9 protein-coding genes are annotated in these 14,920 nt (G+C 65.9%); 2 read left to right on the top strand and 7 right to left on the bottom strand.

Annotation, left to right across the window (positions count from 1 at the left end; all coding sequences use genetic code 11):
• Positions 1 to 21 precede the first annotated feature (21 nt).
• The 3 genes from KA261_11430 to KA261_11420 form a co-directional block, all read right to left on the bottom strand.
• Positions 22 to 795, bottom strand: coding sequence for an alpha/beta fold hydrolase (locus KA261_11430; GenBank protein ID MBP7698410.1), 774 nt, complete (start codon positions 793 to 795; stop codon positions 22 to 24).
• Between the two features lie 125 nt (positions 796 to 920).
• Positions 921 to 1,658, bottom strand: a complete 738-nt coding sequence (locus KA261_11425) for a hypothetical protein (GenBank protein ID MBP7698409.1) — start codon at positions 1,656 to 1,658, stop codon at positions 921 to 923.
• Positions 1,659 to 1,729: 71 nt separating this feature from the next.
• A complete protein-coding gene (locus KA261_11420; GenBank protein ID MBP7698408.1) occupies positions 1,730 to 2,884 on the bottom strand; it encodes an FAD-binding oxidoreductase in 1,155 nt (384 codons plus the stop codon).
• 192 nt (positions 2,885 to 3,076) lie between these two features.
• Here KA261_11420 and KA261_11415 point away from each other — a divergent pair, with 192 nt between their 5' ends.
• Positions 3,077 to 4,831, top strand: coding sequence for a chloride channel protein (locus KA261_11415; GenBank protein ID MBP7698407.1), 1,755 nt, complete (start codon positions 3,077 to 3,079; stop codon positions 4,829 to 4,831).
• A 49-nt stretch (positions 4,832 to 4,880) separates the two neighbouring features.
• On the top strand, positions 4,881 to 7,187 hold the full coding sequence (locus tag KA261_11410) for a hypothetical protein (GenBank protein MBP7698406.1): 2,307 nt from the start codon (positions 4,881 to 4,883) through the stop codon (positions 7,185 to 7,187).
• A 356-nt stretch (positions 7,188 to 7,543) separates the two neighbouring features.
• Here KA261_11410 and KA261_11405 read toward each other — a convergent pair whose 3' ends face one another.
• The 4 genes from KA261_11405 to KA261_11390 all read right to left on the bottom strand — a co-directional run bounded on the left by KA261_11405 (position 7,544) and on the right by KA261_11390 (position 14,855).
• Positions 7,544 to 10,456 carry a tetratricopeptide repeat protein gene (locus tag KA261_11405; GenBank protein MBP7698405.1) on the bottom strand — a complete coding sequence of 971 codons (2,913 nt, stop codon included), beginning with the start codon at positions 10,454 to 10,456 and terminating at the stop codon, positions 7,544 to 7,546.
• Between the two features lie 68 nt (positions 10,457 to 10,524).
• Complete coding sequence (locus KA261_11400) at positions 10,525 to 12,339, bottom strand: GAF domain-containing protein (protein MBP7698404.1); 1,815 nt, start codon at positions 12,337 to 12,339, stop codon at positions 10,525 to 10,527.
• 98 nt (positions 12,340 to 12,437) lie between these two features.
• Positions 12,438 to 13,091, bottom strand: a complete 654-nt coding sequence (locus KA261_11395; GenBank protein MBP7698403.1) for a DUF4390 domain-containing protein — start codon at positions 13,089 to 13,091, stop codon at positions 12,438 to 12,440.
• Positions 13,092 to 14,855, bottom strand: a complete 1,764-nt coding sequence (locus KA261_11390) for a BamA/TamA family outer membrane protein (protein MBP7698402.1) — start codon at positions 14,853 to 14,855, stop codon at positions 13,092 to 13,094.
• Positions 14,856 to 14,920 lie beyond the last annotated feature (65 nt).

Genomic DNA, 14,920 nt, shown 5'->3' with positions numbered 1-14,920 from the left:
GCGTCGACTTCCGAAAGTGCGTCACTCCTCCAGCCAGTCGAGCAGCCCGCTCATCGCCTCGGGAGTGCGGTCGATCAGGTTTGTTCCGTGTTCGCCGCCTTCGAAGATGCGCAGCACCGGTCCCTCCCGCACTTTCGCCAGTCGCCCGGCGGACTCGGCGGCGTAGCGATCCTCGCGGGCGGCGCAGATGAGCACGCGGCCCTCAAATGCCTTCAGTGCCTCCGCCGGTGCGAGCCCCCGGTAGTCGCTGCCCGGCGACAGCAGCGCGATTCCCCGGACCCCTGGGACCATCGGCGCGGCGATCGCGGCGGCATTGGCGCCGATCGACGCGCCGACCAGCGTGATGTTCAGGGAGTCGATGGCCTCCGGGTGGTCCCGCGCCGCGCGGCGGATAAACTCGGCCACCTCGCCTGGGGCGGGCGCCCAGTCCCCCGGCTCCATCTCTTTGTACGAAATTTCTTTGCCGTGCAGTCTGGTCGAGGCCCCGTGGCCGCGCAGGTCGAGCGCGAGCACGGTCGGCGTCGCGGCCGTCGTGTCTCGCCGTAGCCGCGCCGCCAGCGAATCCAGGAACAGGTCGTATGCGCCGTGAGCAGTGCCCATCATCGGCAGCAGCGCGATCAGCGGCCGGCCGGGTTGGGACGCCGCCGCCGGCAGGTGGAGCCAGCCGTGCATTTCCAGCCCCTGCGAGGTCGTGTACGTGACCTCGGCGGCTTTCCACAAGTCGGTGCCGGCCGCCGCCGATGCAAGCAGTACGGCCGCCGTCACCGCCCAGACCGGGGAAAGGAGAACCCTCATGTCGCCTCCTGATTCCATGCGCCACCTCCTCGGCCGGCGCCATCCGGGGCGGGACCGCCCGCCAGGAGAATCGGCGGCTGCTCGACACGCGACCGCCGCGCTCAGACATCCGTCGGTCTGCGCCGTCAGATGTATTTTGCGATGAACTCCTTCACTTTGCCGTCGAGCGTCTTGATGTGCTCCCGGTAAGTCTCCATGTCCCGGTTTTCGCAGCACTTCTGCATCCGGGCGGCCAGTTCGCTCATCGCGCCGAATTCGGCCCCGATCGCCGCTTCGTGTTCTCTCAGATCCTCCGGCAGCGTCTCCGGGGTGAGGGCTTTGAGCTTCTCCACCAGTGTTTCGGTCGAGCCGTTTACGCCGTCGGTGTTCCCCTTGGGCAGGTGCGTTTCGAGGATGAGATTGAGTGTCACCACCATGCCTTCGAACTCCGGATAGTGGACCGGCAGCAGGGCCGAGGCGGCCTGCTCGAATGCGTCGTGCAGTTCCGGCATGAGGGCGTAGACCTTGTCCTTGTCTTCGGCGGCGGCGGCCGCGGCGTATTTCTGCACCAGCCCGCCGAGCGCGGCGCGCCGCTCCGCAAACACTTTCTCGCGTGCGGCGCTCTTGAGCGCCGGCTTCATCTCCGCGACCTTGCCGAACGCCTCCTGGAATTTCGGACCGGCGGCGAACAGGTCCGCGAAATTGCTGTCCGGCCAGGCCTGGTGCCAGGCCGGCGCCATGACCGCGTGGAACTCCTCAAACGGATTGTACCCGGCCTCCGCCGCCCGACTCGACGGGCAGGTGGAGCCGGCGGTCTGGTCGCTACCGGCCGCGCCGGCCGCGATCAACAGCGTCAGCGCGGCACAAATGATCGGTATCCGCATGTCTCCTCCCTTGCCGACGGCCGCACGGCCGCTCGGCAAATCTCCGGTTCTATTGCCTCATGAACGCAAGTTCAGATGACGTTGGTCTCTTCCACCGCCACGCCGGCGGCGAACCGCTCGATGGCCAGCGGGGCGATATCGATCGACGGCCTCTTGCCGGTGAGGATCTCCGCCGTCACCACTCCCGCCGCCGGGGCGTGCATGAACCCGTGGCCGGAGAACCCGGCGCAGTAGAACAGGCCGTCGACCCGGGGCTCCCGGCCGATGACCGCGTGGTGATCGGGGGTCGTCTCGTACAGGCCGCCCCACTGGTTGGCCACCGCGATCTCGTCCAACAGCTCGTCCTTGATGCGGATCATCGTCCGCTCGAGGATCTCGTCGGTGTACTCGGGATCGACCGAGATGTCGTATGAGGGCTTGACGCCCGGTTTGGCCCACCCGAAGAGCATCCCTTTCGACTCCTTATGGAAATAGAGGCCGGACGAGACGTCGACCACCATCGGGAAATACGGTTCCACCCAGCTGAGTTCGCCGGTCGTGACAATCTGGCGGCGAATTGGATCGACCGGCAGCTCGGCCCCGGCCATCGCCGCCACCTCGCGGGACTGCGGTCCGGCGCAGTTGACCACCAGCGGGGTGTCGATGCGGCCTGCCGCCGTCTGCACCGACCGGATCCGGCCCGACTCGACCTGAATACCCGTCACCGGCGACTCAAAGGCGATTTCCACTCCGAGCCGGCGCGCGGCATGCTCGTAGCCGCTGAGAAATTCGTGCGGATCCCCCAGACCGTCATCCTTGCAGAAGGTCGCCATCCGCACCCCGTCGAGCTTGATGTGCGGGGCATACTGCGGGATCTCATCCGTTTTCAGCAGCACGGCGGGAAGGCCGAGCGAGCGCTGCAACTCATAGCTTTTCGTAAACTCCCGGACCTCCGCCTCCGTCTGCAGCAGGAACATGTACCCAACCTGATCGAACAGGGCGTCCGAGCCGGTATCCTCCTTGAACTGGCGGAACAGCTTCTCCGAGAGCATGGACATCTCGATATTGACTTTGGTGGAAAACTGCGCGCGGATGCCGCCCGCCGCCTTGGACGTGGCCCCGGTGCCCAGCAACTGCTCCTTTTCCAGCACGATGATCCGGCCGTACTTCTCGCGGGCGAGGTGGAACGCAACCGAGAGGCCGATGATGCCCCCCCCTACGATGACCGCGTCGGCATGACTGCGCATGATGTCGTCCTCACTGCAATGTCTGCAAACATAGTGAACTTTTTCACGTTGAAGGTATTGAATTGGGGGGAGTTGTCAAGCGCTTTCCGGGTTGGTCGGCGGGGAAGTCCCCGTGGGCAGAAGGCTTTTTTCGCGCGGGTCGGGCGCTAAAAACTTGTGCCCCCGCATAGGCCGGCCCGTTATTGCGCCCGTATGAAACCGCTCCGCGTCACGAGCCGGATCCTCAAGCGGTTCCTGGAGTCGCCGACCGAAATCCTGATTGTGCTCTCGGTATTTGTCGGGCTGGTTACGGCTTTGGGGGCGCTGGCCTTTCGGGCCCTGATCGACTTCGCCAACCACCTGTTCTTCGGTCTCACCGACCAGGTGCTGACCAAAAGCCTCGGGGCGGGGTCGTTCAAGTGGTGGTTGCCGATTGTCCCGGCCCTCGGCGGCCTGATCGTGGGGGCGATCGTGCTCCGGTTCGCGGCCGAGGCCCGGGGCCACGGTGTGCCCGAAGTGATGAACGCCGTCGCCCGGCTCGGAGGTATCATTCGGCCCCGCGTCGCAGCCGTCAAAACGATCGCCTCGGCCATCTGCCTCGGGTCCGGGGGGTCGGCCGGACGGGAGGGACCGATCGTCCAGATCGGTTCGGCCTTGGGGTCGACGATCGGTCAGCTCTTCCGCATGTCGGGCGACCGCATCAAAATCCTGGTGGGGTGCGGGGCGGCCGCCGGCATTTCCTCGGTTTTCAACGCCCCCATTGCCGGCGTGATTTTCACCCTCGAGGTCGTCCTCGGGGATTTCGCGCTCGCCACCTTCTCCCCGGTGATCATCTCCTCCGTCGTCGCCTCGGTGGTGACCCGTTCGGTCCTGGGCGCGAATCCCGCTTTCGCCGTGCCCACCTTCGCCCTCGTCTCGGGCTGGGAGATGCCCCTCTACGCCCTGCTCGGCGTGCTCCTCGGCGGGGTTGGTTTCGTCTTCACGCGGATGATGGTCGCCTGTGAGGAGTTCTTCGAGAAAATGGCAATCGCCAATTGGCTCAAACCCGCATTGGGGGGACTGCTCCTTGGCGGAATCGCCGTCTTTTTCCCGCAGGTGCTGGCCGACGGATACGGGACGATCAGGCTGACGCTGCAGGGTGAGATGGCGCTCTGGCTGATGGCGGCGCTGGTCTTTCTCAAAATCCTGGCCACCTCGCTCACTCTCGGGTCGGGCAACTCCGGGGGGATCTTCGCCCCGTCCCTGTTCATCGGCGCCGGCGCCGGGGGAGCGTTCGGCGCGGTCGCCGAGCGCCTCTTTCCGGCCGCGACCGCCCCTCCGGGCGCGTACGCCCTGGTGGGGATGGCCGGGATGGTTGCCGCGGCCACCCACGCCCCGATCACCGCCCTCCTGATCATTTTCGAAATGACCTCCGACTTCCGGGTCATCCTGCCGCTCATGGTCGTCGTCGTGTTCGCGGCGCTCGTCGCCCGCCGGCTCTACCCGCATTCGATTTTCACGGCGAAACTCATCCGGAGCGGCATCGACATTCGCGGCGGCCGCGACGTCAACGTCCTGCGCTCCCACCGCGTGGCCGAGGTCATGTCCCGCGAATTCGAGACGGTGGATATCTCGGCCAGCCTCCACGACATCCTGGTGAAGATCGAGGAGTCGCGGGAGTCCTATTTCCTCGTCATGGACCGTCGGGAGGTGCTCCGCGGAGTGATTTCATTTCAGGATATCCGCGCCGTGCTGAGCCAGCGCACGCTGGATCGCCTGGTCATCGCCAGGGACATCGTCCACGAGGAGGTCGTGACCCTGGGGACCGACGATACGCTCGAACGGGCCTTCCAGCTCTTTAGCGCCCGCGGCCTCCGGCTGATCCCGGTGGTCGATGGCGGACCGGGGGAGAGGGTGGTGGGCGTGCTGCGGCGGGAAGACCTGGTCGATTTCTACAACGCGCGTCTGCTCGAAACCCTCCGCCGGTAGCCCCCGGTACAAACTTGCACCCGCCCGGCCGCCCCTGTAGATTGCCCCCATGGCACCCTACGCCCGGCTCCGCTCCGATCTGATTGCGGCGCCGTCGGTGGTCGACGGCCGGACGGTGTACACGGTCAAGGATCCCCGCAGCGGAAACTACTTTCGCCTGCGCGAGCCGGAGTACTGGCTGGCCGGACAGCTCGATGGGGAGACGGCGCCGGAGGAAATCGCCCGGCGCTTCCGCGGGAAATTCGGGCTCGACCTCGACGCCGGCGCAGTGAGCGCCTTCATCGAATCGCTGGCCGCCCTGCAGTTCCTCGATGAGGGGCGGACCGAGCAGGCGGCCCGCGTCTCGCTCCGCGCCCCCGGCCGGCGCAGCCTGGCCTCCCGTCTGCTCTTCATCAAGCTCAAGGGCCTTGACCCCCGGCGGCTCCTGGAGCGCCTTCTGCCGTGGTACCGGCCCGTCCACCATCCGCTGGTGCTGGCGTCCGGCCTGGCGATCATCGCCGTGGGACTGGCGCTCTTCGTCGCCCACGCGGGCGACTTCGCCTACCGCCCGGACCGCCTCCTCCAGCTCGGGTCGATCGCTCTCATCATGCTTACCGTCTTCATGACGCTCGTCGTCCATGAGTTTGCCCACGCCCTGGCCTGTCATTACTACGGCGGCGAGGTGCGCGAGATGGGGTTCCTGCTGCTGTTTTTCCAGCCGTGTTTCTACGCCGACGTGTCCGATGCCTGGCTGTTTCCCCGGAAGTCCCACCGCCTGACCGTCACCTGGGTCGGTCCCTTCGTCCAGTTTCTCCTCTTTGCGCTCGCCGTCATCGTCTGGCGCGTGACCGTCCCCGGCACCTTTCCCAGCCGCATCGCCCTCATCATCATACTCGTCAGCGGCATCAGCGTGCTGTTCAACTTCAACCCCTTGATCAAGCTCGACGGGTACTACTTGCTGTCGGACTGGCTCGACATCCCGAACCTTCGCGCGCGCGCGTTCGGCTACCTCGGCGCGTGGAGCCGACGGGTGCTGCTTGGCTGGCCGGTCGAAAGTGTCCCGGTTCCCCGGCGCGAGAAACGAATCTACCTCGCCTATGCCGTGCTCGCGGTGCTCTACTCGGGGCTGCTCATCGGCGTGATCCTCGTCTGGGCGAGCAAGTTCTTACTTGCCAACTTCGGCGGGTGGGGGTTACTTGCGCTGGTCGTGGTGCTGACCGCGCTGCTGAAAGACGGCCTCGCGGCCGCCGGCCGCGGGTTCGTGCAACACCTGAAGTATATGAGTACCTCGCTGCGCAATCCGGTTCGCGTGTCCGCCTATCTGCTGGCGGGTGCCAGTATGGCGATCGGATTGTTCGCCGTGCCCTTCCCGCACCGGGTCTCGGGCGAGGTCACGGTCGCCCCTATCGCCGAGTTTAATCTCCGGCTGAACGAGTTCGGCATGCTCGAGCGGACGCTCATCCGCCGCGGCGAGGACCCCGAGTCGCGCTCGGGGTACATGCAGATGGTTTCGCAGGACATGGCGTCGCTTGACCTCACGCCGCTGGTCTCCGATGGCGACCGGGTGGAGGAGGGGGACACGCTGGCGATGCTTTTGTCGAACCAGCTCAGCACCGAACTGGTGGCCGCGCTGGCGGAACTGGACCGCCTCAGGCGCGAGCTGGTGCTGCTGAAGTCTCCGCCCAAACCGGAGGCGGTCGCCGAGGCCATCGCCGAGGTGAACGCCGCGCAGGCGACGCTCGCCCAGCAGGAGCGCCAATTTCAGCGCCTGAGAGAACTCCGGGAGCGCGACGGGATCAGCACCGAGCAGTATGAGGCGGCCGAGTCCGCCCTCGAGCTCGCCCGCGCCGAACTGGCCAACCGCCAGGCCCGCCTCGACCTGCTCAAAGCCGGACCCAAGCCCGAACAGGAGGCCGTCGTGATGGCCCAGATCGACAAGCAGCGCGCCCGCGTCGAGTTCCTCCAGACCCAGAAGGACGCGCAGTCGATCACATCGCCGGTCGCCGGCACCGTGCGTATCGCCCCGGACGACGGCCGCATTCTCTCGGTTCTCAACAGCGGCACGATCGAGGTGCTCGTCCCCGTCTCGGACTTCGACATCGACCTGGTGGAGACGCGCCGGCCGGTGCTGCTGAAAGTGCGGTCGTACCCGCAGCGCATGTTCCTCGGGGAGGTCCGCCACATTCCCTCGGCGGCCCAGTCGCTCGGCGGCAGCGCCCGGTTTCTGGTTTCCGCGGTCGTATCGAACGAGGACAATGCGCTGGCGGCCGGGATGACCGGGTATGCGAAGATCGAGATCGGACGGATCTCGGTGGCGGCCAAGCTGGGGCGCAAGATCGCCTCTTTCCTGCGCGTTGAATTCTGGTCGTGGTGGTAGTGTTACTTCAGGTTTATCCTCCGATCTTATTGTCGACAGCAGATTTAGTTTCCGGCGTCACTTGTGCGAGCGTGTCGGATACGCGATATTTCCCTTGACATCGCACGGGCGGTTTATATCTTTGCGCTAAGGGCAGGGTTGCGCATTTGCAACACCTAAACAACGGGAGAAGTCCCTCGCACTTTCCGCAAGGACATCTCCACAGATCGCGTAAGGAGGTGAGTCTGTGAGGTACCAGCTCGAGATCATGCAACTCGAAGCTCGTATTGCTCCGGGCGGCTTCAGCGTGGGCGGCCAGGGGATCAACCTGCTTGGTCCCGGTGGCGGCGGCTGAGTCGACCCGCTGGTCGTATGAACTAGCGGGCAGGGGTCAAGTCCCTGCCCGCTCTTTTTTGCCCGATCCGTTCCTGTATCTGCTTCACGGTTGCTGCTATCGCCTGGATCGGCCGCGCGCTCTGGTAGAGGCGCCGGTCGGCGGGGTCGGGGATGCTCTCGGCGATCGCCTTGCCGATCGCGAGTGCCTGGCGGCTGACCGCGAACGCCGTCTCATACTCCCCCTCCGCCAGATGTCGCTGGGCCAGCAGAGCCAGGGCCGACATTTTTTCCGGGGCCAGACCGCACTGGCCGGCCAGCGCCGCGGCGCGCTGCGCGTCCGCCCCGGCGTCCATTACCCGGCCGACCGCCATCCCGTATTCGGCGCGCACCAGCAGCAGGCGCGGCTGCTCCAGGTCCTCCCCGAGGTCGGCCTCCAGGAGAAACTCCTCCACCACCGGCGCCGCATCGGCCGCCCGGCCGCTGTGCAGGCGGCGCTCGGCCCGGTTGAGCCGGACCAGCAGGCGCTCGCGGGTGAGGTCGAGATCGCGCACGAGGGCGATCGCCTCATCCTCGCGCGCCGGCTCATCGGCCAGCCGCGTGACGAGCAGGAGGGCGTTCAGAAGCTCTGCCTTGCACGCGATCCGCTCGGCCTCGCGCGCCGCGGACCCGGCGAGCGCCAGGGCCTGGTCGTCATCCCCGACCGCCGCGCGCAGACTCGCCGCGTTGATCTGCAGACGGATTCTCTCCTCCCGGTCGTCGGTCCGATCCGCCCCGGCCTCGGCCGCGCGCTGGTACTCGAGCGCTTCGCGGATACGCCCCATGCGCCGCATGACGACCGAGGCGTTGCGGCTGAAAATGACCTGGTGGGGGATATCCTGAACCTCGGCCGCAATCGCCATCCCCTCCCGCAGATATTCCGCCGACTCGCGCAGTCGCCCGGCCCCGATCGTGACATTGGTCAGGTTGTCCAGATTGAACAGGATCTCTTTCCGGTTGCCGATGCGGCGGTTGAGTTCGAGCGACTCGGCGAGCAGTTGGATCGACTGCCCCTTCTCGCCGAGAAGGAACAGGAGATAGCCGAGATTGTTGAGGGTGCGGGCGATTTCACCGAGGTCTCCCAGTTCCCGTTGGAGCCGCAGGGACAGCCGGAAGAGGGTCGCTGCGCGGCGCAGGCGCCCCCCGACACCGGCGGCCGCTCCCATGTTGTTCAACGTGGAGGCGACCTCCGAGGAGGACCCGAGGTGGCGCTGAATGCGCAGCGCCCGGCGGTAGTGGCGCAGGGCCTCGCCGCTGCGGCCGGTCACGAAATGCATGTTGCCGATATTGTTGACCGTGTGCGACAACTCCAGCTCGTCGCCGATCGCCTCATATATCTGCCGCGCCCGCTCCAGCGCCTCGATCCCCTCGGCGAACTTCTGCTTCATCTTGTACAGATCGCCGATCGAATTGTAGATCCGCCCCAGCAGCGGGTCGGGCGGGCGGCCGTCATAGAGGCCGGCCGCCTGAAGGTAGGTGCGGTGCGCCGCCTCGGTGTCGCCCGAGGTCTTCAGCAGATCGCCCCGCAGCTTCATCAGCGACACCGTCTCCCACTCGCGCCGCACCAGCGCGGCGTAATCGAGAACCGTCTGGATCAGCCGGAGCGCGGCCGCCGCCCGGTGCTCCTTCTGCATGAGGATGGCGGCCTGGTAGCAGCACCGTTCCGCCCGTTCCAGATCTCCCGCCTGCACAGAAAGCCGTGCCGCTGCCGCGTGCCGCTCCTCCTGTTCGGCCTGCGCCGCCGGCGCCGCCGACAGCCGCCGCACGGTCGACGGCCGCAGCAACGGCCGCAGGAGCATGGTTGCGGCCGCGTGCGTTCCCTCCGGGGATCTCTGCCCGTCGAGGACCGCATCCCGCACCAGGCGCCGCTGCGCCGCTCTCGGGGCGGCGGAAAATTCCGCCAACGCCGCCCGGCGCAGCCGGCAGGGCCAGTAGGGGCGGTGCTGAAATCGAAACCGACCGTCGGAATAGACCAGGTTTCCCCTCCGGAAATTCTCGGTCAGAATCATCCGAAGTTGCGCGGGCGACCCCCAGGAGAGAGCGGCCAGGTAGTCCGTGTGATCCCCCCACTCCACCGGCAGGCCGTCCCGCGCATCTTCCCATGACGCGCCCGCGCGCAGAAAGTGGCCGGGCTGGAGCGCCCGGCGAAACGGATACTCGGCCCCCACCCGCTCCAACTCGAGGCATACCTCCCAGGCCGAGACCGGCCGTTGAGCGCGATCCTTGTGAAGCAGCCGGGCAATCAGGCGGGACAGAGCGGCTGGGACATCGGGGCGGAGGGTGTCGACCTGAGGCGGCTCCTCCTCGCGGCAGCGGCTGTTGATCGCGGCCGGCTCCGTCTCGCCGTTCATGAACGGGTGGAGCCCGGTCAGCATCTGGTAGGCGGTGACCCCGAGGGCGAACAGGTCGCTCTGGTGCTCGGCGGCGCCGCCGACGATCGTCTCCGGCGCCAGGTAGCCGACTGTCCCCAGTCCGGCGCGGTCGCTGTCGGACTCCCCGTCGGCGCGCCCGAGCGAGAAGTCGGAGAGCTTGACCCAGAACAGTTGCCGGCCGTCAAGCCCCTCCCAAGCGGCGGGGAGGAAAACGTTCTGCGGTTTGAGATCGCCATGCACAATTCCCGCGGCCCGGAGGTATTCGAGGTCGGCGGTGAGCGCCGCCAGGAGATTCAGGGCGAGGGAGAGGGAGTCGATTTTGCCCAGCCTGTCGAGCGTCGGTCCGGGGCAGATTTCCATGGCCACGTACGGGGGCGCCTCGCCGGCTTCGATCAGCCGCACCAGTCCGGGGAACCGCCGCCCGCCGATCAAAAGACGCTCCCGCCGCACGAGCGCCGCAAACGGCGCCGCGCCTGACGGATCCGCATCGGCCAAGGGGATCTTGAGCGCCACCTCGCGCCCCAGCGCGGCGCTGAACGCGCGCACTACCTCCGCTGTCCCTCCCCGGCCCAGAGGCGCCGTCCGGCAATACCCCGGCGGAAGGGCGGGCGAAGTCATTTTTTGTCGCTCTTCGGCTTCTCCGGCTGAAAGCGGGGGAGAATCACTCTGAATTCGGTGCCTTCGCCGGGCGTCGAGTCAACCAGCAGGTCGCCGTGGTGCGCCTGGATGATCTTCTTGCAGTTGGACAACCCCAGGCCGTGGCCCCCCTTCTTGGTCGTGAAGTGCAGGGTGAAGATCTTGCTGCGCGTCTCGTCCGACATGCCGGTGCCGTTGTCGCTCACGGTGGTGATGATGCGTTCCCGTTCGGGCTCGTAGACCGCGCGGATCGTGATCTCGCGCTTGAAGTCCAGACCCGCGTTTTCCTGCACCACCCGCTCCTCGATGGCGTCGGCCGCGTTGTTCAGGAGGTTCATGAGCACCTGTTGGATCTGGCCGACATCCATCTCGATATTCGGGATGCGCGGATCGAGGTCGATCGTGAAGTGGGTGCGCTTGAAGCGCGGCTGCACGCGCAGGGAGAAGAGCAGGTCTTCGATGAGGTGCTTGATGTCGTAGCTGATGAACTCGGATTCCGGCTTGGAGAAGTCCATGAGGCTGTCGACGAAGCGTTTGATTTTAAAGACGTTCTCGGTGATCGCCTTGGCGTTGAACTTCACCTTGTCGAATTTCTCGCGGTCGATATTGAGCGCCATGAGCTCGGCGTTATTGGAGGCGATGGCCAGGTAGTTGTTCAGCTCGTGGGCGATCGAGGCCGCCATTTCCCCCTTGGCCACCAGCTTCTCCGAGAGGATCACGTACTTCTCCATGATCACCTTCTCGGTGATGTCCTCGACCGCCATGATGACGCCGTCCTTCCCGTGGGGGAGCTGGGAGATGGGCGAGATCTTGATCGAGAGCGCCTTCTCCAGGTAGCCGGTGTTGTGGAAGTAGCGGGAGTCGGAAAAGTCCTCCTGGGTAGCCAGAGCCGTGTTGATCATGTGCGCCCAGCGGGTGACCTCGGTCTCCTGGAGCAGATCGAGAAAGCGGGTCGGTTTGTCGCCCGCTCCGACCAGGACGATCTTGTCGCCGTTGAAATCGAAAATCTCGAGTGCCGCGGTGTTGATCGTCGTGATGTGGCCGTCGGAGTCCAGCACCACCGTGCCCATGGGCGCCTTGGCGATCACCGACTCGTTGTAGCGCTGCAGGTTCAAAAGCCGGTCGTAGATGTTGGCGTTGTGCAGGGCGTTGGACACCAGTTGCGCATAGAGCTCGAACAGGTAGAGGTCCGACTTGAGGAACATCCGGCTCTCGCTCGAATTGTCCAGGTAGATTACTCCGACCACCTGCTCCTTGACTTTCAGCGGCACGCACATGATGGAGCGCAGGTGCAGTTCGACAACCGAGCGCTGGTTGGCATAGCGCTCGTCGGAGAGCGCATCGGACGTGTAGATCGACTTGCCCGTCTCGGCCACGCGGGAGGTGACCGAGTTGGAGACTTTGAAATCCTCGTCCATCATCTCGTCGCGGCAGAGATTGTAGGCGGACCGGACCTGGAGCTGGTTGGCGTCGTCCAGCAGCATCACCAGCCCCCGCTCCGCCTGCATCAGCTCGATCGCTTTGCGCATGACGATCTGCAGCACGTCGTCGGTCACCAGCGACGAGTTGATGGCCAGGGAGACCTCCAGGAGCGCCTTGAGGTCCTCCACGCTCTTGGACGTGTGCGTTTCTTCGGACGTCAGGCGCGGATTGGCCTCGGCCACCTCGTCCAGCGTGGCCTCCAGGTCCGCCAGGACATCGAGCGGTTCCACGTGCTCAGCGCCCGCTCCGACCTGGCCTCCGACCCCGGTCATGCGAATCTTGGCTGTCTTCTCTATCTGGGCCTGGTTCATGCGCGTACGTTCTCCAGGGTATAACCTTTTTCCACTATATCGGAAAATCCGTCAAGGGATTAACCCGTGGGCGGACGCCCGGAACGCGCAGACGGCGCTCAGCGGCGCGGGAGGACTTCGCTGAGCGAAAAGGACCGCGAGGTAGTGCTCCACTCCTCGCGGCCGTAATTCGTCAGCCTCAGGAACTCGCGGAACAGGGTTTTCACCGGCGAGACGCTCCCGGTGTCGTCATCGACAGCCAAGTTGATGCCGGTCAAAGCAATACGGGATATATCTAATGTGATACGATAATCTCGGTCGGCGGGCAGCCCGGCCAGCGCCGCTACCCTGACCACCACCGAGTCCGCCAGAAAGCCCTCCGCCTCCTCCCGCGACAGCAAAAGCCGCTCCTTCGCCGACTGGCCGGGCCCGGAGGTCTGCACCCTGAAAGCTTCTGTCAGGAGCCGGTAGGAGAGCCGGATCGTGCAGGAGTTCTTAGTCACCGGGACGGCCCCGAAGAGTTTGCGGGGCCGTTGGAGTTCGATCGCAATCTCGCAGGCGTAGTCGATGCCATCCTGCAGCGACCGGTATTCGGGGTGGCCGAAGAAGGGAGTCAGATTCAGCCAGACAGCGAGCGAGTCATCGGCGCGGACGATGTCGTACTCGACGCCGCCGGGGGGATCGGCCCCGCGGGCCGGGGCGGCGGCCGCCAGGATCAGCGCCAGGAGGGCCGCCGGCGACCGCCTCCGTGCCTGTGGCCGGAAAAACCGCATCTAAAATACAAAGTCCAGCCGCACGTTCACTACCGGGTCGTTGTCGAAGCTGCGGTCGAGCCGCCGCGCCAGGCTGACCCGGAAATCGGCCCCCACGGTGAGAGCCGCCCCGATTGACTGCTTGATGTCGACCGCTGAATCGAGCTTCGTCCCGTCGGCGATCTGGCCGATGTCCCAGAACACCGACGCGCCGATATCGGAGCGGGGGAATTCGAAACGGTACTCCGCGTTCCCCATCCAGAATCGCGTCCCGGCGTACTCCTTGAAGTCATAGCCGTGGAGCGTTCCGAGCCCGCCGAGATAGAACCGTTTGTGCATCGGCAGGAAACCGTCGGAATTGCCGTGCATAGCCCGCAGCAGCAACATCCCGTGGCTGTGCACTTTCTGGTAGCGGCGGAGCGTGAGCGTGTACCGGCGGTAGTCGAAATCGGAACTGAAATCGCGGTCCGACCATTCCAGTTCGGCCGTGGCATGCCAGCCCGAGAAAGCGAACGGCTCTTCCCGGTTGTGCGTGTCCCAGTCGAGCACGAACGCCAGGCAGCCGAGCGCGGTCGTGTCGATGAGGGCCGCGCCGGCGAGACGCTCGGCCTCGGACACCTGGCTGAAATTCTCGCGGAACAGCTTGCTGCCGCCGAAGAGCGACCAGAGGTGGCGGTAGGAGCGCCGCCAGGTTGTCTCCTCGTAGCGGTAGCGCGTCTCGAACCGCCACTGCGGCGCCGGCTTGACCGAAAGCCACGCCGTGGCCCCCTCGGCTTCCCAGTAGTCCCTGTAATCCTCCGTTGCCAACAGCGCGAACGCGGTATTCTCCTCGTCCCCGAGCAGCCGGTCATCCTCGGAGGCGAGGCGGCGATAGTAGGCCGCGCCCGCCGCGAGCGGCACCCTGCGCCAGAGGGGCTGCTCGATGCCGAGTTCGGTGCGCCAGCGTTCGGACTCCAACGCATACCCCGCCCGGAACCAGGCCGAGGGCAGCAGCGAGTCGGTGTCGTGAAACTTCAGACCGAGATACGGCGTGGCGCCGTCGACCCGGTTGTACACGAAGGCGCCGAGAAAGTCGAAATTCTCCTCCCGGTAGAAGCGGGGGCGCCGGCGTTCGAAATACTCGCCCCCCGAGTAAAGCTCCCCGTAGACCGATCCCTTGTCGGCCACCGTGATCGCGCCGCTGATGCCGGCGATATCGCCGCGGGCCGTGGCCCCCGGACCGACGTACACGTCGCCGAACAGCGAGATCACATCCTTGTTCACCTCGCCGAGAACCTCGATGTCCCCCGTGATCGACAGCACGAGCCCCCGGACAAACTGCTGGTTGCCGACCGTGATCGGCTCGCTGAACGTCATGAGGTTCCCGCGGCGCAGCCGCCCGAGACGCTCCGCATCGCCGGTGACCGTGAGAAAATCGATCGTCACCCGCGTTGGACTGTCGATGATCCGCGTTTCCGCAATGGCGTCGTACGGGCAGAGGCGATCGCGGAGGTGCAGACCGGCCCGGTCAAACCACGCCACTCGGTCAATGAGAATGACCGAGTCGGGATAGACGCGCACGGCCGCCCGGGGGACCGATGCCTCGGCCGGCAGGCTGTCGGCCGCCGCCGCCACCGAGATTTCATCCAGCGTGAAAGCGACGCGGAAAAGCGGCTCCGGAGCAGTCGCGCGCTGGTAGGTGGTGTACGACGGTTCCGGCCCGGGTTGGGCTGTGGCCGGCGGCGCCCACAGGGCGCACGCGGCTGCGGCGCCGGTGATTGTCCCGAAGAGCACGAATTTCTGCATGCGATCCTCCGTTTTTCCCCTGCCATAAAACAAATTCCGTGCCGCCCAGGCAAGCTTGTTGATCG

This window comes from Candidatus Zixiibacteriota bacterium (genome assembly GCA_017999435.1).
GTDB lineage: Bacteria > Zixibacteria > MSB-5A5 > GN15 > FEB-12 > JAGNLV01.
Note: the sequence above shows the minus strand (reverse complement) of the source record. Positions and strands in the feature narration are given on the sequence as shown.